This window comes from Actinacidiphila oryziradicis, from assembly GCF_005047355.1.
Classification (GTDB): Bacteria; Actinomycetota; Actinomycetes; order Streptomycetales; family Streptomycetaceae; genus Actinacidiphila; species Actinacidiphila oryziradicis.
The window spans coordinates 1-18,084 of record NZ_SUMC01000008.1; the positions used below are offsets into that span (position 1 = coordinate 1).

The 18,084-nt window shown below is 69.4% G+C and carries 21 protein-coding genes and 1 tRNA gene; 18 read left to right on the forward strand and 4 right to left on the reverse strand.

The features are described from left to right. Nucleotides 1-990: DEAD/DEAH box helicase (locus FCI23_RS10850; protein ID WP_136723293.1), on the forward strand; the 990-nt coding region annotated here is incomplete at its 5' end. A 124-nt stretch (nt 991-1,114) separates the two neighbouring features. Here FCI23_RS10850 and FCI23_RS10855 read toward each other — a convergent pair. Further along, complete coding sequence (locus FCI23_RS10855; protein WP_169316759.1) at nt 1,115-1,651, reverse strand: ATP-binding protein; 537 nt, start codon at nt 1,649-1,651, stop codon at nt 1,115-1,117. Between the two features lie 437 nt (nt 1,652-2,088). On the opposite strand from FCI23_RS10855, the gene FCI23_RS10860 reads away from it, so the two are divergent. The 4 genes from FCI23_RS10860 (at nt 2,089) to FCI23_RS10875 (ending at nt 5,261) form a co-directional block, all read left to right on the forward strand. After that, nucleotides 2,089-3,363, forward strand: a complete 1,275-nt coding sequence (locus FCI23_RS10860) for an FAD-binding protein (protein WP_136723295.1) — start codon at nt 2,089-2,091, stop codon at nt 3,361-3,363. A gap of 56 nt (nt 3,364-3,419) precedes the next feature. Continuing rightward, complete coding sequence (locus tag FCI23_RS10865) at nt 3,420-4,007, forward strand: HhH-GPD-type base excision DNA repair protein (RefSeq protein ID WP_136723296.1); 588 nt, start codon at nt 3,420-3,422, stop codon at nt 4,005-4,007. A 150-nt stretch (nt 4,008-4,157) separates the two neighbouring features. Beyond that, entirely contained in the window at nt 4,158-4,454 is a 297-nt protein-coding gene (locus FCI23_RS10870; RefSeq protein WP_136723297.1) for a type II toxin-antitoxin system VapB family antitoxin, read from the forward strand. 135 nt (nt 4,455-4,589) lie between these two features. Next, entirely contained in the window at nt 4,590-5,261 is a 672-nt protein-coding gene (locus tag FCI23_RS10875; protein WP_136723298.1) for a LytR C-terminal domain-containing protein, read from the forward strand. Between the two features lie 72 nt (nt 5,262-5,333). On the opposite strand, the gene upp is transcribed toward FCI23_RS10875, so the two are convergent. Continuing rightward, entirely contained in the window at nt 5,334-5,969 is a 636-nt protein-coding gene (gene upp, locus FCI23_RS10880; protein WP_136723299.1) for a uracil phosphoribosyltransferase, read from the reverse strand. Between the two features lie 104 nt (nt 5,970-6,073). Here upp and FCI23_RS10885 point away from each other — a divergent pair, with 104 nt between their 5' ends. The 8 genes from FCI23_RS10885 to FCI23_RS10920 all read left to right on the forward strand — a co-directional run bounded on the left by FCI23_RS10885 (nt 6,074) and on the right by FCI23_RS10920 (nt 11,259). Beyond that, nucleotides 6,074-6,283 (forward strand): hypothetical protein, encoded by a 210-nt coding sequence (locus tag FCI23_RS10885; RefSeq protein WP_136723300.1) that lies wholly within the window; start codon nt 6,074-6,076, stop codon nt 6,281-6,283. A 159-nt stretch (nt 6,284-6,442) separates the two neighbouring features. Beyond that, nucleotides 6,443-6,985, forward strand: a complete 543-nt coding sequence (locus FCI23_RS10890) for a tRNA adenosine deaminase-associated protein (protein ID WP_136723301.1) — start codon at nt 6,443-6,445, stop codon at nt 6,983-6,985. A 4-nt stretch (nt 6,986-6,989) separates the two neighbouring features. Continuing rightward, on the forward strand, nt 6,990-7,514 hold the full coding sequence (gene tadA, locus FCI23_RS10895) for a tRNA adenosine(34) deaminase TadA (RefSeq protein ID WP_246143631.1): 525 nt from the start codon (nt 6,990-6,992) through the stop codon (nt 7,512-7,514). A 10-nt stretch (nt 7,515-7,524) separates the two neighbouring features. Next, nucleotides 7,525-7,611, forward strand: a tRNA-Ser gene (locus FCI23_RS10900). Between the two features lie 493 nt (nt 7,612-8,104). Continuing rightward, entirely contained in the window at nt 8,105-8,269 is a 165-nt protein-coding gene (locus tag FCI23_RS56305; RefSeq protein WP_169316760.1) for a hypothetical protein, read from the forward strand. Nucleotides 8,270-8,469: 200 nt separating this feature from the next. Beyond that, a complete protein-coding gene (locus tag FCI23_RS10910) occupies nt 8,470-9,378 on the forward strand; it encodes an RNA polymerase sigma factor SigF (protein ID WP_407645946.1) in 909 nt (302 codons plus the stop codon). 178 nt (nt 9,379-9,556) lie between these two features. Continuing rightward, complete coding sequence (locus tag FCI23_RS10915) at nt 9,557-10,456, forward strand: RNA polymerase sigma factor SigF (RefSeq protein ID WP_136723304.1); 900 nt, start codon at nt 9,557-9,559, stop codon at nt 10,454-10,456. 101 nt (nt 10,457-10,557) lie between these two features. Next, nucleotides 10,558-11,259, forward strand: a complete 702-nt coding sequence (locus FCI23_RS10920; RefSeq protein WP_136723305.1) for a hypothetical protein — start codon at nt 10,558-10,560, stop codon at nt 11,257-11,259. A 45-nt stretch (nt 11,260-11,304) separates the two neighbouring features. Here FCI23_RS10920 and FCI23_RS10925 read toward each other — a convergent pair whose 3' ends face one another. Beyond that, on the reverse strand, nt 11,305-11,490 hold the full coding sequence (locus FCI23_RS10925) for a hypothetical protein (RefSeq protein WP_136723306.1): 186 nt from the start codon (nt 11,488-11,490) through the stop codon (nt 11,305-11,307). 184 nt (nt 11,491-11,674) lie between these two features. Between FCI23_RS10925 and FCI23_RS10930 the strand changes: the two genes are divergently transcribed. From FCI23_RS10930 to FCI23_RS10955, 5 genes are all read left to right on the forward strand, one after another. Further along, complete coding sequence (locus FCI23_RS10930) at nt 11,675-12,589, forward strand: aldo/keto reductase (RefSeq protein ID WP_136723307.1); 915 nt, start codon at nt 11,675-11,677, stop codon at nt 12,587-12,589. A 194-nt stretch (nt 12,590-12,783) separates the two neighbouring features. Next, nucleotides 12,784-13,269, forward strand: coding sequence for a MarR family winged helix-turn-helix transcriptional regulator (locus FCI23_RS10935; RefSeq protein ID WP_136723308.1), 486 nt, complete (start codon nt 12,784-12,786; stop codon nt 13,267-13,269). A 12-nt stretch (nt 13,270-13,281) separates the two neighbouring features. Beyond that, nucleotides 13,282-15,795 carry an MFS transporter gene (locus FCI23_RS10940; protein WP_136723309.1) on the forward strand — a complete coding sequence of 838 codons (2,514 nt, stop codon included), beginning with the start codon at nt 13,282-13,284 and terminating at the stop codon, nt 15,793-15,795. A gap of 351 nt (nt 15,796-16,146) precedes the next feature. Continuing rightward, nucleotides 16,147-16,977, forward strand: a complete 831-nt coding sequence (locus tag FCI23_RS10950) for a YceI family protein (RefSeq protein ID WP_136723311.1) — start codon at nt 16,147-16,149, stop codon at nt 16,975-16,977. Between the two features lie 100 nt (nt 16,978-17,077). After that, the gene (locus FCI23_RS10955; RefSeq protein ID WP_136723312.1) at nt 17,078-17,548 is read left to right on the forward strand and encodes a PPOX class F420-dependent oxidoreductase; all 471 of its coding nucleotides are present in this window, start codon (nt 17,078-17,080) and stop codon (nt 17,546-17,548) included. An 82-nt stretch (nt 17,549-17,630) separates the two neighbouring features. On the opposite strand, the gene FCI23_RS10960 is transcribed toward FCI23_RS10955, so the two are convergent. Next, complete coding sequence (locus tag FCI23_RS10960) at nt 17,631-18,011, reverse strand: ATP-binding protein (protein ID WP_136723313.1); 381 nt, start codon at nt 18,009-18,011, stop codon at nt 17,631-17,633. Between the last annotated feature and the right edge of the window lie 73 nt (nt 18,012-18,084).

Here is an 18,084-nt window from a genome sequence, read left to right on the forward strand (position 1 = left end):
GCCACGGTGGTCGGCGGTATGTCGATCGGCCGGCAGTCCAGTGCGCTGCGCGGCGGCGCCGAGGTCGTTGTCGCGACCCCGGGACGGCTCAAGGACCTGATCGAACGTGGCGACTGCCGCCTGGACCGGGTAAAGATCACGGTGCTGGACGAGGCCGACCAGATGGCCGACATGGGCTTCATGCCGCAGGTCACGGCCCTGCTGGACCAGGTGCTCCCCGGCGGCCAGCGGATGCTGTTCTCGGCCACCCTGGACCGTAACGTCGACCGGCTGGTGCGCCAGTACCTGCACGACCCGGTGGTCCACTCGGTGGACCCCTCAACCAGCACGGTCACCACGATGGAGCACCACGTGCTGCATGTTCACGACGCCGACAAGCGCGCCACGACCACCGAGATCGCGGCCCGCGACGGCCGGGTGCTCATGTTCCTGGACACCAAGCACGCCGTCGACCAGCTGACCAAAGAGCTGCTGAACAGCGGCGTACGGGCGGCGGCGCTGCACGGTGGCAAGTCCCAGCCGCAGCGCACCCGCACCCTCGCCCAGTTCAAGACCGGTCACGTCACGGTGCTGGTGGCCACCAATGTCGCGGCCCGCGGCATCCACGTCGACAACCTCGACATGGTCGTGAATGTGGACCCGCCCACGGACCACAAGGACTATCTGCACCGTGGCGGCCGCACCGCCCGCGCCGGTGAGTCCGGCATCGTCGTCACCCTGGTGCTGCCCAGCCAACGCCGGGAGATGACGCGCCTGATGGCCGACGCCGGCATCACCCCGCGCACCGCCCAGGTCCGCTCCGGTGACGCCGAGCTGACCCGTATCACCGGCGCCCAGGCGCCCTCCGGCATCCCCGTCACCATCACCGCTCCGGTCGCCGAGCGGCCGCAGCGCAGCGCCGCCTCGGCCCGTGGCCGGCGCAGCCGCCCCGCGCAATCGCGCCGCACCGGAATGACGGACCGATCAGGCCCCCGCAGGGCCGCCGCCTGAGCCGGTCTCGTAGGCCATGACTGGCCATGAACTGGAGGCTCCCACCGCTGAGCGAGCGGTGGGAGCCTCCAGCGTTCGGTGGGGGCTTTCAGCGAGCGAGCCGTGAGCTCACGGCCGACGGTCGTCAGGGACAGCCGAGGAGGCAGCCGAGGCTCAGCTCGCACCAGACCACCTTGCCGCCGGCCGGCGCCGGGAACCAGCTCCACCGGTCGGCCACGGCGGCGACAACCGCCAGGCCCCGGCCGTTGGTGCTGCCCGGGCTGCTGCAGCGGGGCACGGGCGGGCGGTCGTCGTGGTCCCACACCTCGATCCGCAACCGCGACTTCGTGCGGCGCAGGGTCAGCACCACGTTCTCCGTCGTGCCGGTGTGCACCACCGCGTTGGTGACCAGCTCGGTGACGGCGAGCTCGGCGGAGTCCACGGCGTCCTGGTCGGCGTCCCAGGAGGACAGCGCCGCCCGGGTATGCCGGCGCGCCCGCGCCGGCGCGGTGTACTCGGCGGCCAGCTCCACCCGGATCACGGACGCCGGGCCGGCCGTGACGGGGGACGTCACGGCGGGCGTCAGAGTCGGAGTCGGCGTCACCGCCGCCGGCTCCGGGCCGGGCTGCCGGGGCAGAACGCCCATGAGGGCTGCCATGGGGTGCGGCGGGGAAGTGTTCACCGGGCGGCCTCCTGTGGGGCGGTGGCCAACCGCGCGGTTCGCCCGTGCAGTTGCCCGTACGTGGGGGTCCCGGGCCGTCAGTTCGCCGCCGCTCGCGGGTGGCGCCCCGAAAGCGGCAAGCAGGTCCTCCGCTCGCTGTTCCGGGCTGGTCATCGTGGCTCCTGTGGGCCAGAAGTGCGGACAGGGCGGAGTCGGGTGCGGGCATGTTGCCGACGCCCGGTAGAGGCGCGGGGTCCGACCATGTTCCCCGTGCCGGAGCGGATGGGCTACCCCCGGATGGGGGGGCTCTGCACACCCCTCTGCAGGCGGTCGTCGCCACCCAGCGGCTGGACCTGCTGCCCTGATCGGCCCTGACCGGCCCTTACCGTCTTCGTCCGGCAAGGTCGTACGCTCCAATCCGACAGGAAAAGGGAAAACGGGGACCGGAGAGGGGCACGATGGCCGCGAACGCGAAACTGACGAACTGGGCGGGCAATGTCGAGTTCACGGCAGAGCGGCTGCACCGCCCGGCATCGGTGGCGGAACTCCGGGCCATCGTCACCGTTGCCGCCGCCGGGAACGGCCGGCTGCGCGCCCTGGGGACCGGCCACTCCTTCAACCGTGTCGCGGACACGCCCGGCGCATTGATCACCCTGGAGAAGCTTCCCCGCCTCGTGGAGATCGACCCCGTCGGACGGACGGCGCGGGTAGGGGCCGGCCTGACCCTCGGCGAGCTGTGCACGGCGCTGAGGCAGCACGGGCTGGCGCTGCCGAATCTGCCTTCGACGCCGCATTTCACCATCGCCGGTGCGTGCGCCACGGGCACCCACGGTTCGGGGAACTCCAACGGCACGCTGGCCTCGTTCGTCAGCTCCATCGAGCTGATCACCGCGGATGGCACGCCCACCACGCTCTCGCGCGGCTCGGAGGGGTTCGAGGGGGCCGTGACCTCGCTCGGCTCGCTCGGGATCGCCACCGCCCTCACCTTGGACCTGCGCCCGGCGTTCGAGGTCGAACAGTACGTCTACGAGGGCCTGGCCTGGCCCTCACTCATCGAGCACTTCGATGACATCTTCGCCGCCGCCTACAGCGTCAGCGCCTTCACCGACTGGTCCGGCGCCGTCCGCCTGTGGGTGAAACGCCGGGTCGGCGACCCCCTCCCCGACCTCGCCCCGACCGGCGCCCGCCCCGCCGAAGGACAACGCCACCCGATCGACGGCATGCCCCTGGCCAACGCCACCGAGCAGCTGGGCGTCCCCGGGCCCTGGGACGAGCGGCTCCCCCATTTCCGCGCCGGGTTCGTGCCCAGCGTGGGAGCCGAACTGCAGTCGGAGTACTTCGTCGCCGCCGCCGACGCCCCCGAGGCGGTGAAGGCGCTCCGGGAGCTTCAGCCGTGGATCTCCCCCGTACTCCTCGTGTCCGAGATGCGCACCATCGCGGCCGACACCTGCTGGCTCAGCCCCAGCAACGGCAGGGCCAGCGTCGCCTTCCACTTCACCTGGATCGCCGACCCCGAGGCCGTCGCCCCCGTACTCGTACGCATTGAAGAAGCGCTCGCGCCCTTCGATGCCCGCCCGCACTGGGGAAAGCTCTCCTCCACCGCCCCGGAGACACTCAGCGCCTCCTACAAGCACTGGGAGAGCTTCCGCGGCCTGCTCAGCCGCTTCGACCCCGCGGGCACGTTCCGCAACCCGCTGATCGATCACTACTTTCCGCGCGAAACGGCCGGATAGGGAAAAATGGGTTCACAAGCACCGCGCCGCAAGCCGGAAAGGAGGGCGCGACCACCATGGACACCACACTGCGACTCGCCCAGCAGCCGGAAGCCGACGCACTGCTCAGCCGCAGCCCGTTGGCCCTTCTGATCGGCATGCTCCTCGATCAGCAGGTCCCCATGGAGTGGGCCTTCTCCGGCCCTTACACCATCGCGCAACGCCTCGGCCGCGACGACCTGGACGCCCACGAGATCGCCGGCTACGACCCCGACGCCTTCGTCGCGCTCCTCTCGGCCAAGCCCGCCGTCCACCGCTACCCGGGGTCCATGGCGAAGCGCATCCAGCAGCTCTGTCAGTATCTCGTCGAGCACTACGACGGCGACGCCGCCGCCGTATGGCGTGACGTCCGCACCGGCAAGGAACTCCTCGACCGCCTCATGGCCCTTCCCGGCTTCGGGAAGCAGAAGGCCCAGATCTTCCTGGCCCTCCTGGGCAAGCAGTTCGGCATCCGGCCGGAAGGCTGGCGCGAGGCCGCCGGCCCGTACGGGGAAGAGGGCTCGTACCGTTCGGTCGCCGATATCACCGGCCCCGAGTCACTGGAAAAGGTCCGCGCCTACAAACAGCAAGCCAAACGTGCCGCCAAGGGGGCCGCGGCCGGCTAGCGGGGCAGCCCGGCCTGCCATCGCCGGCCCGCTCCTCAGCCCTCCCCACCGCTTCGGTCATGGCTAACTCACCCTATCGGAGCGTTTGTCCGCCATTGCGCTCCTCGGTCATTGCTGCGCCGGTACGCGCTTGACCGGTAGGCTTTCCGTGTGATCTTCAAGCGCATCGGAAGCGGGCGGCCGTACCCCGACCATGGCCGGACAAGTACCCGCGAATGGGCGGACGTCGCGCCGCGCCCGGTACGTCTCGACCAGCTCGTCACCACAAAGGGAAATCTCGACCTGGAGACCCTTCTGGCCGAGGACTCCACCTTTTACGGGGATCTCTTCGCGCATGTCGTGAAATGGCGGGGTGATCTCTATCTGGAGGACGGCCTGCACCGCGCGGTGCGGGCCGCGTTGCAGCAGCGCCAGGTGCTGCACGCGCGCGTGCTCGAAATGGACTGACGTCCGATCAAGGTGCCCGATGGCGAGGCCGATCACGAGTCCATCTGGGCGGCCGTTCCCCCTTTCGGGTCCATCTAGGGCCGATTGGTTGATCATTTAGTAGGCCTGGCTCGATTCCCGCACTACGCTTCACTTATGAGCATGCTCACTCCCCCCGGCATGGGCGGGAAGTACCGTGTCACCGGGACCCAGTACCCGAGGATGCGCCGCACCAGAAGCCGCCGCCGCATCGTCGCGTCCACCGTCGCGGTGACCGTAGCGCTGAGCTTCGCCGGCTGGGGCACGCTACAGCTCATCGATACCTTCGGTGGCCGCAGCGGCAGCAAGAAGGCGAACGCCGCCCCGGCGTCCTGCAGGCGGTCCACGCCCTCCGCGACAGCGTCGGCGGCGAAGGCGGTGCCTTCTTCGGCGCCTTCGGCGGCGGCATTGCCGAAGCCGGGTGCCATCACCGTCAACGTCTACAACGCCACGTCCAAGAGCGGCCTGGCCAAGTCCACCGCTGACGCGCTGGCCGCCCGCGGCTTCAAGATCGGGACATTCGGCAACGCCCCGGCTACGTACGACAAGAAGGTCATGCAGTCCGCCCTCCTCGTCGGCGGCGCGAAAGCCGGGCCCGCCCTCAGTGTCGTCAGCGCCCAGATCACCGGCACCGCCACCAAGACCGACCCCAAGCTCGCCGGCACCACCGTCGACCTGATGATCGGCAAGGCCTTCACCAAGCTCTCCAGCGACGCCCAGGTCAAGCAGGCCCTCACCGCCCTCGCCCACCCCTCGCCCGCGGCAGGCAGCACCGGCAAGGCCTGCTGACCCCGACCCAGGACAGCGCCGTGCCCCCAACCCATGGGCGGGGGCACACGGCAGCGCGAACGTGTCCCGCCGTTACCCCACAGTGCCGTAAAGCCGGTCGCCCGCGTCGCCGAGCCCCGGCACGATGTAGCCGTGCTCATTGAGCCGCTCATCCACCGCGGCCGTCACCACAGTGACCGGCAGGCCGGTGAGCTGCCGCTCCATCGTCTCGACGCCTTCCGGCGAAGCCAGCAGCACGACAGCGGTGACGTCATCGGCGCCGCGCTCGATGAGCAGTTCGATCGCGGCGATGAGCGTGCCGCCGGTGGCGAGCATGGGATCGAGGACATAGACCTGCCGGCCGGAGAGATCCTCCGGCATACGCGTGGCGTACGTCTTGGCCTGCAGGGTCTGCTCGTCGCGGATCATGCCGAGGAAGCCGACCTCGGCGGTCGGCAGCAGCCGCATGAGGCCTTCCAGCATGCCCAGACCCGCCCTGAGGATGGGGACGACCAGAGGCCGGGGGTGGGAGAGCCGGACGCCGATGGTGGGGGCGACGGGGGTGACGATGTCGACCTGCTCGGTCCGCACGTCACGGGTCGCCTCGTAGGCGAGGAGGGTGACCAGTTCGTCGGCGAGCCGACGGAAGGTCGGCGAGTCGGTGCGCTCGTCGCGCAGGGTGGTGAGTTTGTGCGCCACCAGGGGGTGGTCGACGACATGGATCCGCATGCGCACGACTCTAACCGGGCCCCGGCCGTGCCCGCCGCCCTGCGAAAGCCGCGGCTTCGAACGACACTGATGGGGGAAGGCGCCCGTACGAGAGGTGATGCCTCATGCCGGAGCAGTCGGAGCGGCCGGAGGAGCCGGAGACGGCGGACGAACCGAGCACGCAGCGGGAGCACGACGCACAGCGCCGGCGGCGCCGCGCAGTGTTCCTGCGGGAGCTCAACGAGGCCAAGGAACTGCGTGAGCGGGTGCAGCCACGCCGGGCACGCGCGGCCCGTATGCGGCAGCAGATGCGGATGCGTACCTTCCGCTGGTGACCAGCCAAATGCAAAAATGGCGGAAGGCCTCGCACGACGCAGGCCCGAAGACCCTTCGCATCGGCCCGCTTTCTGCCACGATGCCGATGGGAGGGCCGACAAACGTGCAAAGAGGCCCTGCCCAGTCCGGACGGCCTTTAGACCTGTGGGAGAGTCACGGTGTACTTCGCCGCACTGCTCGCGCGCAACGAGGACGGTTGGCAAGCGAGCGAGCCCGATCTCGACGATGTGGAAACCCTCGGGGACCTGAGTGACCTGGCCCGCCAGGCCTCAGCCGAGGAGGAAACGGTTTTGGTCTTCATCGAACAGGAGGACGCCTGGTTCGGCGTCGTCCGTGTCGACGGTGAAGAGGACCCCCGGATCTACGTGTCCGACGCGGCGGCCGCAGCCCGCAGCTCGTACGGCGAGATCCTGCTCACCGATGAACTTCTCGGCCGCGACCCCGAAGACCTCGAGGACCTGGTCGACCTTGACGGCACCGAGGACGGTGACACCTCGGACGACGATCCAGAGGCCGACGCCGGCCTCATGGACGACCCGGTCCCCGTCGGTCCGCTCGGCGACGCCGACATACTGACCGACCTGGGCCTCAGCCGCAAAGAGCTGCTCGCTCTCAGCGGCGACGGTGCCCTGACCGGCGAAGCCCTCGGCGAGATCGCCGAAGCCATCGGCTGCGCAGATGTCCTGGAGGCGGTCCGCTGATCCCATGAGCACCCCGTCAGACCCTCTGCGCGCCCCCTGGGCCGCGCCCATGCGGCTCGCCCTCACCGAGGCCGCGCTCGCCCCGCTCACCGGTGACGTCCCGGTGGGCGCGGTCGTGCTCGGCCCCGACGGCGCCACCGTCATCGGCCGCGGCCACAATGAGCGCGAAGCCACCGGCGACCCGACCGCCCACGCCGAAATCCTCGCCATCCGCGAGGCGGCCGCGGCGGTCGGCGAGTGGCGCCTCACCGGCTGCACCCTCGTCGTCACCCTGGAGCCCTGCACCATGTGCGCCGGCGCCACCGTCCTGTCCCGCGTCGATCGCGTCGTCTACGGCGCGCTGGACACCAAGGCCGGTGCCGCCGGGTCCCTCTGGGACGTCGTACGCGACCGCCGGCTCAACCACCGCCCCGAGGTGATCCACGGCGTCCTGGCCGAGGAGTGCGCGGGGCTCCTCACCGCCTTCTTCCGGTCAGCCGGACCATCGGCGCGAGGAAGGGATTTCGGAGCACGCCCAGGCGTCCGCTAAGCTCTCTCTCGGTAGCGTGTCCGAGCGGCCTAAGGAGCACGCCTCGAAAGCGTGTGAGGGGGCAACTCCTCCGTGGGTTCAAATCCCACCGCTACCGCTCTGAGCAGGTAAAACGAAGGGCCCGACCATCATAACGGTCGGGCCCTTCGGCAGCTCGGTCTCAATTTCCGTCTCACTTCGCCGGGACGAGCGCCGCCCCGGCGCGAACGTCATCGCCGTCGTCCGACGCCCACGAGGAGATGGGGGGTTGCCCGTCCAGCGCGTGTCGGACGGCACCTGCTCGCCGCGCATGACCAGGGAGGAGGGGCCTATCACGGTGCCGTCGCCGACGGTGGCGCCGGGCAGCACGATCGAGTGCGGGCCGAGCGTGGCGCCCGGGTGCGGTCGGACGCGGAACCCGGAAGCCCGTCCGGCGACAGCTCTCCCAGGAGGTCGGTCCTCCACCGCCGACGCCACCCCTCACGTGGGGCGAAACCTTCATCAGATGATCGGCTCGGGCCCGTTCCCGTACGCCATTCGGCGGATAGACTCCAGCGAATGCGTATGTGGGACCGTCGTTTTGGCGGGGCTGCGGCCGGGGAGGCAGAGGCATGGCGCAGGCGAAGAAGATCACCATGTATGTGATCGTGGTGTTTGTGCTGTACACGATCATCACGTCGCCGGCGCGTGCGGCCGATCTCGTGCAGGTGGGGTTCCAGGGCATATCCGACGCCGCTCGGGGCATCGGACAGTTCATGACTCAGCTGATCAAGTAACTCGGCGGACGCCGGCGCGACAGGCGTCACCGACCGCTCATTCCAGGGACAGGTGTTCCCGCAAGCCCCTCACCGGACCGGTGTGGGGCTTTTTGTCGCCCGTCAAGTCCAACTCGCCTTCAACACGGCATTATGCGGTGCTTGCGCACGGTACACATGAATTGTGATGCTATGACCGCTTTTGACGGATGAGTGGACCGATGAGGGTGGGTGGAATGTCCGTGTCGGCCCATACGGCGTCACCAGCGACACCAGCAGTACCGGCTGCCCCAGTGGCACCGACTGCACCAGCGGCACCAGCCGCCGCTCCACCGCCGACCCCACCGGCGCGGGTCCCCAACAGCAACGCCGTAGAAGCACGGGCGCTGACACAGGTGCTGTTCGACGAGCTCTCCGATCTGGAGCCGGGCACATCCGAGCACTCGAGGGTGCGGGCCGCGCTGATCGAGGTCAATCTGCCGCTGGTGCGGTACGCGGCGGCGCGCTTCCGGAGCCGTAACGAGCCCATGGAGGACGTGGTGCAGGTGGGTACCATCGGGTTGATCAACGCGATCGACAGGTTCGACCCGGAGCGCGGAGTGCAGTTCCCCACCTTCGCGATGCCGACGGTGGTGGGGGAGATCAAACGCTACTTCAGGGACAACGTCCGGACAGTGCATGTGCCACGCCGGCTGCACGAGCTGTGGGTGCAGGTGAGCGGTGCGATCGAGGACCTGACGGTGCTGCACGGCCGCTCGCCGACGACGGCCGAGATCGCGGACCGGCTGAAGCTGTCGGAGGAGGAGGTGCTGGCCTGCCTGGAGGCCGGGCGGGCGTACCATGCGACGTCCCTGGAGGCGGCCCAGGAGGGCGGGGACGGGGCGCCCGGGCTGCTGGACCGGCTCGGGTACGAGGACCCCGCGCTGGTCGGCGTGGAGCACCGGGACCTGGTGCGGCATCTGCTCGTTCAGCTGCCCGAGCGGGAGCGGCGGATTCTGCTGCTGCGGTACTTCGGGAATCTGACACAGTCGCAGATCAGTGCGGAGCTGGGGGTGTCGCAGATGCATGTGTCGCGGCTGCTGTCGCGAAGCTTCGCCCGGTTGAGATCCGCAAATCAGCTCGAAACGTAGCTGAAACGGATGTAAGCGGACCAGTAACCGCAGGGAGATTTGTCGACATGGCGCTACAGCGTGTTGCCGACATGTGACATTCTGCGGGAACTGCGTTTGTCGCGGCCCGGCCTCCGGTATTCAGGTGGAGGAACCAACCGTCGCCCGCGACACCCGTCCGCGACCTCAAGGGGGTGGCATGTCCGTAGAAGTGGGCAGTCCGAAGGTGCTCAGTGCTAACGACTCAGCACCGCACGATGCTCGCAACGGCGAGGCCATCGACATCGTCGTCGTCGACACTGCCGTCGACACAGCCGTCACCGTTGTCGACACTGCCGTCGACACCCGCACCCTGTCCCGCTCGCTCTTCGTGCGGCTCGCGCAGCTCTCCAAGGGCAGCGTCGAACACACATATGTGCGGGACACGCTGATCGAGCTGAACCTGCCGCTCGTGCGGTACGCGGCGGCGCGCTTCCGCAGCCGTAACGAACCGATGGAGGACATCGTCCAGGTCGGCACGATCGGTCTGATCAAGGCGATCGATCGCTTCGACTGCGAGCGGGGTGTCGAATTCCCGACCTTCGCCATGCCTACGATCGTCGGCGAGGTGAAGCGGTTCTTCCGCGACACGTCGTGGTCGGTGCGCGTGCCGCGCCGGCTTCAGGAGCTGCGGCTCGCGCTGACCAAGACGAGTGACGAGCTGGCTCAGAAGCTCGACCGCTCGCCCACTGTGGCCGAACTCGCGGTCGCCCTCGGCGTGTCCGAGGAAGACGTCGTCGACGGCCTCGCGGTCGGCAACGCGTACACCGCGAGCTCACTGGACTCCCCGCCCCCGGAGGACGACGGCGGCGAGGGCACCCTCGCGGACCGACTGGGGTACGAGGACACCGCGCTGGAGGGCGTGGAGTACCGGGAGTCCCTCAAGCCACTACTGGCCCAACTACCCCCGCGCGAGCGGCGGATCATCATGCTCCGCTTCTTCGCCAACATGACGCAGTCGCAGATCGGCGAGGAGGTCGGCATCTCCCAGATGCACGTCTCCCGGCTGCTGACCCGGACTCTGACCCAGCTCCGGGCCGGACTCACGGCCGAGCCGTAGCCGACGGGGACCCGGGTCCCCGTCGACCTGCCCTCCCCCGTCGCCGGCCTACCACCGACCTACCACTGACTTTCCTGACGTCGCGTCAGTACACTGGCGCCATGGTGCGAATCAGTGCGCTGCACCGCCACAGCCGCCTGGGCGCGGTCCTTGCCGCCGCCTCTGCGGCTGTGGCGTTCCTCGGGCTCGTCGCGACCTTCAGCCCGGGCAATAGCGGCCATTCCAGTCATATAGCCGTCGGCGCGGTCGGCGCCTCACCCGGCCCTACGGCGAACATTCCCCCGGACGAGGGCGTGGCCCTGGTTCCCCTGGACCCTTCCAGCTCCCGTTCCCCGTCCGCGTCGCGGCCGGACCCCGCCGCCATAGGTACGAGCGCAGGCACAGGCGCAGGTACGGGCGCAGACGGGACCGACGCCTCGCACGCGTCCGCGATCCCCACGACGGGCGCCGACGCACCGCAGAGCTCGCCATCGGCACCCGAAGGGTCTTCCGTACCCGCCAAGCCGGCCCACCTGATCGTGAGCGCGGTCGAGCGCACGCCGGAGGACGTCCGGTGGTGCGAAAGGGTGACCGTCACCTTTCGCAACACCGGCGACAGAGCAGCCACCTCCGGCGCCGTGGCCTTCGGCACCCATATCATCGATGCGTTCGGCATAGACTGGGCGACCGTCGGGACGGACGAGCCGGTACCGGTACCGATCAGGGGCGGCGCGAAGAGGGAGAAGGCCTGGGAGGTCTGCGTGGACGCCTGCCGGGTACCGCTGGGCATGCACATAGAGACCCAGGACGTCTCGCTCGCCTGAGAGCCGCCCGTACGCGCCTACGGGGCCGTACGGGGCTGTACGGGGCTACTTGAACGCGACGAAAACGATCACAGCGAGCACCACCACGACGGCGACCACGCCGACGATCAGACCCGTCTTACTGCCGCCGGACGCCACCGTTGCCGGCTGCGGCGGCTCCTCGTCCACGAAGGCACGGAACATCTGTGTGCTGCCGGCCGGGTCGTAGTTGTTCTCAGGGTTGTGAGCCATAGGCCAGGACCCTAGCGAATCCACAGCCCCACCGGCACCCCCGGGCTCCCTGTCATCCCCGCCGCACACTCGCGCTTTGAGCTCATATGCCCGGTAAGACGGATTTGCCACCCGCGGCCGGCGGATACATTCACGCCACCGCCACACAGGAATGCACCTCGGCCATGAGCCGTTGAAATATGCCATGACACGTATTGGCACCTCAAATCTCGACGTCTTCCCGCTCTCCCTCGGCGGCAATGTCTTCGGCTGGACGGCCGACGAAGCGGCCTCCTTCGCCGTACTCGACGCCTACGCCGCGGCGGGCGGCAATTTCATCGATACCGCGGACATGTACTCCGGTGGGGAGTCGGAGACGATCATCGGAAAGTGGCTGGCGGCGCGCGGCAAGCGCGACGAGATCGTGGTCGCCACGAAGGTGGGCGCGCACCCGGATCTCAAGGGCCTGAAGCCGGAAACCATCAAGCGGGGCGCCGAGGGCTCGCTACGACGGCTGGGCACGGACCACATCGACCTTTACTACACCCACTTCGACGACCCCGAGATCCCGGTCGAGGAGATCATCGGCACCCTCGACCAGCTGGTCCGGGAGGGGAAGGTACGGCACATCGCGGCGTCCAACATCAGCCCGGAGCGGCTGGCAGCGTCGCTCGCCTTCTCGGAGCGCGAGGGGCTGGCGAAGTACGTCGCGCTGCAGCAGCACTACAACCTGGTGGAACGGGCCGGTTACGAGGGCCCGCTCGCGGCCGTCGTCAAGGAGCACGGGCTCTCGTCCGTGCCGTATTTCGGGCTGGCGAAGGGCTTCCTGACCGGTAAGTACCGCCCCGGCGTGGTGGTGGACAGCCCGCGGGCGGGCAGGGCCGGGGAGTACCTGGAGAGCGAGCGCGGGCAGCGGGTGCTGGCGGCACTGGACGAGGTGTCGGCGGCGCGCGGCGCGGAGCAGGCGACGGTGGCGCTGGCATGGCTGCGGGCGCAGCCGACGGTGGCGGCGCCGATCGCGAGCGCGCGGTCGGTGGAGCAGCTGCCGGCACTACTGGCATCGGTGGAGCTTGAGCTGACTGCGGACGAGCTGGCGAGGCTGACCGTGGCGTCCGCCTGAGCGTTGACCGAGTGACAGCTGAGCGGTGACCGAGCAGCGCTCAGCTGCACTTTTTACAGCCTCCAGTGGCTCTCTTTGCCAAGAGCAGTCAGAGAATTTGGTCTTTCTTGACCTCTCGATGGCAAATCAGCTTGCATTCAGCAACCAATTAGCCTTAAGGTTGCCTCAGGCAACGATCGATCACGGGAGGTGCGGTGACTGGCAACGTCCAGTACGCGGAGCTCGCCGAGCAGCTCAGCGTGGTCAGCGCGGTCAAGCGGGAGCTCGGCCGCGTACTGCCCCCGGACTGCCCGCCTGCCACGGCGGCCGTGCTGGCCATCCTGCAGCGCCATGGCGAGATGCGGATGAGCAAGCTGGCCGAACTGCTGGGCGTCGACATGTCGGTCACCAGCCGCCACGTGGCACATGTCGCTGAGCGCGGCTGGATCGACCGCACCCCCGATCCCCTCGACGGGCGCTCGCGACTACTGCGCCTCACTCCCGAGGGTGAGCGGGTGCTGGCCGACAATTCGGTCCGCTACACCGACATGCTCGCCGCCGTCCTGGCCGACTGGCCGGACGAGGACGTGGCGCAGCTCACGGAGCTGCTGGCCCGGCTGCGAAGCAGCTTCGGCGACTGCCGCCCACGGGCCCACCTGTCCCACACCCCATTCGTCATCACCCGCACAACCACAGACTGAACAAGGAGAAGCATGGCTACCACCGCACCGAAGCATGGTGTGCGGGAGGCGGCGGCACATGGGGCCCACACGGCCCAGCCCGACGCCGCACCCATGTCACACCGGCAGATCATGGAAGCCCTTTCCGGGCTGCTGCTCGGCATGTTCGTGGCGATTCTGTCGTCCACGATCGTCACCAACGCGCTTCCGCACATCGTCACCAGCCTGCACGGTAGCCAGAGCGCCTACACCTGGGTCGTCACCGCCTCGCTCCTCGCGATGACCGTGACCACCCCGCTGTGGGGCAAGCTCGCCGACCTCACCAGCAAGAAACTGCTGGTACAGATAGCCCTGATCATCTACGTCCTCGGTTCGGCCGCGGCCGGCCTGTCGCAGAACACCAGCACACTGATCGGCTTCCGGGTCGTCCAGGGTGTGGGCGTCGGCGGCCTGTCGGCCCTGGCCCAGATCGTCATGGCCGCGATGATCTCCCCGCGTGAGCGCGGCCGCTACAGCGGCTACCTGGGCGCGACCTTCGCCATCGCGACCGTCGGCGGCCCGCTGATCGGCGGTGTGATCACCGACACCAGCTGGCTCGGCTGGCGCTGGTGCTTCTACGTCGGTGTGCCGTTCGCCATCATCGCGCTGATCGTGCTGCAGAAGACCCTGCACCTCCCGACCGTCAAGCGGGACGTCAAGGTCGACTGGACCGGCGCCTTCTTCCTCGCCGCCGCCGTCTCGCTGCTGATGGTCTGGGTGACCTTCGCGGGCATCAATTACAACTGGATCTCCTGGCAGACCTGGACCATGGTCGGCGGCGCGGTGCTGCTCGGCCTGATCTTCGTCCTCATCGAGTCCAAGGTGAACGAGCCGCTCGTCCCGCTGCGGCTGTTCCGCAACAAGACGATCACCCTCACCTCGATCGCCAGCCTGTTCGTCGGTGTCGGGATGTTCTCCGGCACCGTCTTCCTCAGCCAGTACTTCCAGCTGGCGCGCGACAAGTCGCCGACGATGTCCGGTGTGATGACGATCCCGCTGATCGGCGGCCTGTTCATCGCTTCCACCGTCTCCGGCCAGATCATCACCAGGACCGGCCGCTGGAAGGCGTTCCTGGTCTCCGGCTCTGTGCTGCTCACGGCGGGCCTCGGCCTGCTGGGCACCATCCGCTACGACACCGTGTACTGGCACACCGCCATCTTCATGGCACTCGTCGGCCTCGGCATCGGCATGATGATGCAGAACCTCGTGCTCGCCGCCCAGAACCAGGTCCAGGCGCATGAGCTCGGCGCGGCCAGCTCACTGGTCACCTTCTTCCGCAGCCTCGGCGGCGCGGTGGGCGTCTCGGCGCTCGGCGCGGTGCTCTCCAACCGCATCACCCACTACATGAAGGACGGCATGGCCGGCCTCGGTGTCACAAGCACCGGCTCCAGCGATTCCGTGCCCGACCTGTCCACGCTGACTGCCCCGGTCCGCAAGGTCGTCGAAGGCGCCTACGGACACGGTGTCGCGGATGTCTTCCTCTACGCCGCGCCGCTCGCTCTCATCGCCTTCTTCATCGTCCTGTTCATCAAGGAAGTGGCCCTGAGGTCCAGCAGCGGACTGGAGCAGGCCGCCACCGCAGCGGCCACCGCTGACGCGCCTGCGGTCGGGCAGCAGCCCGCCCCGGAGCCGGAGCTGGTCTCCGTCGGCGCCACCTCGGTGGCCGACAGGCGCGCCGAGACCGTCCTCCAGCCGGTCGCCGCTTACGCCTCAGTGGGCGGGGGCACCCCGACACTCCCGGGCGGCACCGAAATCCGTGGCCAGGTGCGTAATTCCGATGGCACCGGGGTGGCCCACGCCACCCTCACGCTGATCTCGCTCACCGGCCGCCAGCTGGGCCGGGCCACCACCCGGTCGGGCGGCGGCTACTCCCTGGAGGCCCCGGGCTCCGGCTCGTACGTCCTGATCGCCGCCGCCGACGGGCACCAGCCGCAGGCCGCCACCGTCGTGGTCGGCGACGAGCCGGTCCCGTACGACGTGGTCCTCTCCGGCACCAACGGGCTCGCCGGCGTGGTCGTCAGCGCCGCCGACACCCTGCCGATCGGCGATGCCGTGGTCGTCGTCACGGATATCCGGGGCGAGGTGATCACCACCAGCAAGACCGCCGACAGCGGTGCCTTCAGCTTCGAGGAGCTGCCGCCGGGCGACTTCACCCTGGCCGTCAACGCGGCCGGCTTCCGGCCGACGGCGCTGCCCGTCGAGGTCGCCGGCACCGGCACCACCCGGATCGAGATCGCGCTCCGGGCCGGCGCCCAGCTCCAGGGCACCATACGGGCCGGCGCCGACCGGAGGCCGCTGGCCGACGCCCGGGTGACCCTCGTCGACGCGGCCGGGAACGTGGTCGGCACCGCCACCACGGGCTCCGACGGCGCCTACGCCTTCACCGACCTCGACGCGGGCGAGTACTCGCTCGTCGCGAGCGGCTACCCGCCGGCCGCCACGGCGCTGACGGTCGGCGGACACGGAACGAACGGCTTCGACATGGAGCTCAACCACCCCGAGGGGTGACATTCAACCCGGACAGCCGGCCGGTGCGCACAGCGGAGAGCGCACTGACCGGCCCACGGGCCCCGGCCGACGGCCGGAGCAGGGGACGGCCGAGGCCGCCCCGGCCGGGGCCCACCCCCTCGCCTGCGGCGAGCGCCTCTCGGCGGCCCCGGGGCGCCTGCGGCGCCCAACCCCTCCCCACCCCTTCCCTAAACTGGGACTCCGGCCCAGGCCCGGTCCTCAAACGCCGGACGGACTGGATAGTGCGACTGTTGTGGGCAGGCGTTCCGCAGGGCGGAACGAGTGAGCACAAGACCGGCCACCGGCCCGCCGCAGGCGCCCGCACATCGTGACAGAAGGCGAGCAGAGCAGATGAGTGTCAACACCAGCGGCGTACGCGCCCGAATCCGCACCAAGGACGGCTGGGCCGTCCAGCACGCGGTGCTGACCGTCACCGACATGGCTGGCAACCAAGTGGTCCGGGAAGCCGCCGACCACGAGGGGGTCGTAAGGACCGGGCCCCTGGCGCCCGGTCCTTACACAGCCATCGTCACGGCCGTCGGCTACCGGCCCGCCGCCTCAACCGCGCTCGTCACCGCCTCCGGCTCCGCCGAGCTCGGCGTCCTCGTACTCGCGCGGTCCGGCGGCACCGAGCTGCCGCCACCCGGCCCCTGGACCATCGACCCGGCGCACTCCTCCGTGAGCGCGGGCGCCCAGCACCTCGGCCTCTCCAGCGTGCACGGACGCTTCACCGAGTTCGGCGGCCGCATCGACATCGCCGAGAACGTCCTCGAATCGACCGTCGACGCCGTCATCGAGGCCGCCTCCATCGACACCGCCAACCCCATGCGCGACGGCCATCTCCGCTCCGCCGACTTCCTCGACGTCGACGTCCATCCCAAGCTCACCTACCGCGGTACGGGCCTGACCCCGGCCGGCGAGGACCGCTGGACGGTGCGCGGCGAACTCGCCATGCACGGCGTGATCCGCCCGGTCAGCCTCGATCTGGCCTACCTGGGCACGGGCCCGGACGCGTGGGGCGGCGTGAGGGCCTCCTTCCGGGCGACGGCCGAGCTGCGGCGCGAGGACTTCTCGATGAACTACAACCAGGTCGTCCAGGCAGGCATAGCCCTGATCGGCACCACCCTGCGGGTCGAGCTCGACATCCAGGCGGTCCAGGGAACGGCGCTCCCCAGCGCATAGCCGGTATCCCGTAGCGCCCATTGGCTCCGATCTCCTCGGCTACCGCCCACATGGGGTGCACCGCCCTGAACCGGCCCGCTCCACAACATAAGCTGAGATCATGGCTGCCTACATCGCGACCAACACGGTCGTGGCTCTCGACCAGCTGCTGGAGTTCGTCCGTCCCCGGCACCGCGCGATCCTGCTCACCACACGGGCCGACGGGCGGCCCCAGGGATCACCCCTGACCCTTGGGGTCGACTTCTCGGGCCGGCTGGTCCTGTCCACCTACCCCGAACGCGCCAAGACCCGTAACGCCCAACGGGATCCCCGCGTCAGCGTCATCATCCTCTCCGACGAGTGGAACGGCCCCTGGGTGCAGATCGACGGCACCGCCGAGGTCATCGACGCCCCCGATTCCGTCGAGCCCCTCGTCGAGTACTACCGCACCATCTCGGGCGAGCACCCCGACTGGGACGAGTACCGCGCCGCCATGCTCAAGCAAGGCAAATCCCTCATCCGTATCACCCCCACCCGCTGGGGCCCCATCGCCACCGGCGGCTTCCCCGCCCGCTTGGTCCAAGAGGACTGACGGGCCCATGACCGCACACAGGTTCCGGCTGCCCGCGCGGGCAGCCGGAACCCGAACCCGCGGTCAGCCGCACCGCCACAGCTCAGTACGCACGGCCCACCTTCATCCCGGCAACGGCCCGCTTGCCCCACCACGCACCGCCGAGTGCCTCGTAGCGGAACGACTCGCACACACTGCTGACGATCCAGAGTCCCCGACCGCGCGACGCCCCGAAGTCCGGCGGTTCCCGGGGAATCTCTGGCAGCACCGGCGAACTGTCGGCGACCGCCACCCGCAGCACCCCGCCGGTGAAGTCGAATCTCACCGAACACCGCCCCGGCGCATACCGGAGCACATTTGTCAGCAACTCGCTGACTACGAGCGTCATTTCCTCCGTCGCCCGTTGACCACACTTCCAACTGCCCAGCAGGCGTACCGCGATGTGCCGGACGTCCTGAGGCGTGTCCTCCTCTACGGCCCTCATCCGCACTACATACGGCCCCCGAGGTCCCAGCGGATGACTCCGGAGTCGGGCAGGAGCCCGTCGGGGCTCGTCC

Bases quoted from the DNA above. Each gene is read 5' to 3' on its own strand.
- FCI23_RS10860 (WP_136723295.1), top strand. From the start codon at position 2,089: ATGGCCGCGAACGCGAAACTGACGAACTGGGCGGGCAATGTCGAGTTC.
- FCI23_RS10865 (WP_136723296.1), top strand. From the start codon at position 3,420: ATGGACACCACACTGCGACTCGCCCAGCAGCCGGAAGCCGACGCACTG.
- FCI23_RS10875 (WP_136723298.1), top strand. From the start codon at position 4,590: ATGAGCATGCTCACTCCCCCCGGCATGGGCGGGAAGTACCGTGTCACC.
- upp (WP_136723299.1), bottom strand. From the start codon at position 5,969: ATGCGGATCCATGTCGTCGACCACCCCCTGGTGGCGCACAAACTCACC.
- FCI23_RS10885 (WP_136723300.1), top strand. From the start codon at position 6,074: ATGCCGGAGCAGTCGGAGCGGCCGGAGGAGCCGGAGACGGCGGACGAA.
- tadA (WP_246143631.1), top strand. From the start codon at position 6,990: ATGAGCACCCCGTCAGACCCTCTGCGCGCCCCCTGGGCCGCGCCCATG.
- FCI23_RS56305 (WP_169316760.1), top strand. From the start codon at position 8,105: ATGGCGCAGGCGAAGAAGATCACCATGTATGTGATCGTGGTGTTTGTG.
- FCI23_RS10910 (WP_407645946.1), top strand. From the start codon at position 8,470: ATGAGGGTGGGTGGAATGTCCGTGTCGGCCCATACGGCGTCACCAGCG.
- FCI23_RS10915 (WP_136723304.1), top strand. From the start codon at position 9,557: ATGTCCGTAGAAGTGGGCAGTCCGAAGGTGCTCAGTGCTAACGACTCA.
- FCI23_RS10920 (WP_136723305.1), top strand. From the start codon at position 10,558: ATGGTGCGAATCAGTGCGCTGCACCGCCACAGCCGCCTGGGCGCGGTC.
- FCI23_RS10925 (WP_136723306.1), bottom strand. From the start codon at position 11,490: ATGGCTCACAACCCTGAGAACAACTACGACCCGGCCGGCAGCACACAG.
- FCI23_RS10930 (WP_136723307.1), top strand. From the start codon at position 11,675: ATGACACGTATTGGCACCTCAAATCTCGACGTCTTCCCGCTCTCCCTC.
- FCI23_RS10940 (WP_136723309.1), top strand. From the start codon at position 13,282: ATGGCTACCACCGCACCGAAGCATGGTGTGCGGGAGGCGGCGGCACAT.
- FCI23_RS10950 (WP_136723311.1), top strand. From the start codon at position 16,147: ATGAGTGTCAACACCAGCGGCGTACGCGCCCGAATCCGCACCAAGGAC.
- FCI23_RS10955 (WP_136723312.1), top strand. From the start codon at position 17,078: ATGGCTGCCTACATCGCGACCAACACGGTCGTGGCTCTCGACCAGCTG.
- FCI23_RS10960 (WP_136723313.1), bottom strand. From the start codon at position 18,011: ATGAGGGCCGTAGAGGAGGACACGCCTCAGGACGTCCGGCACATCGCG.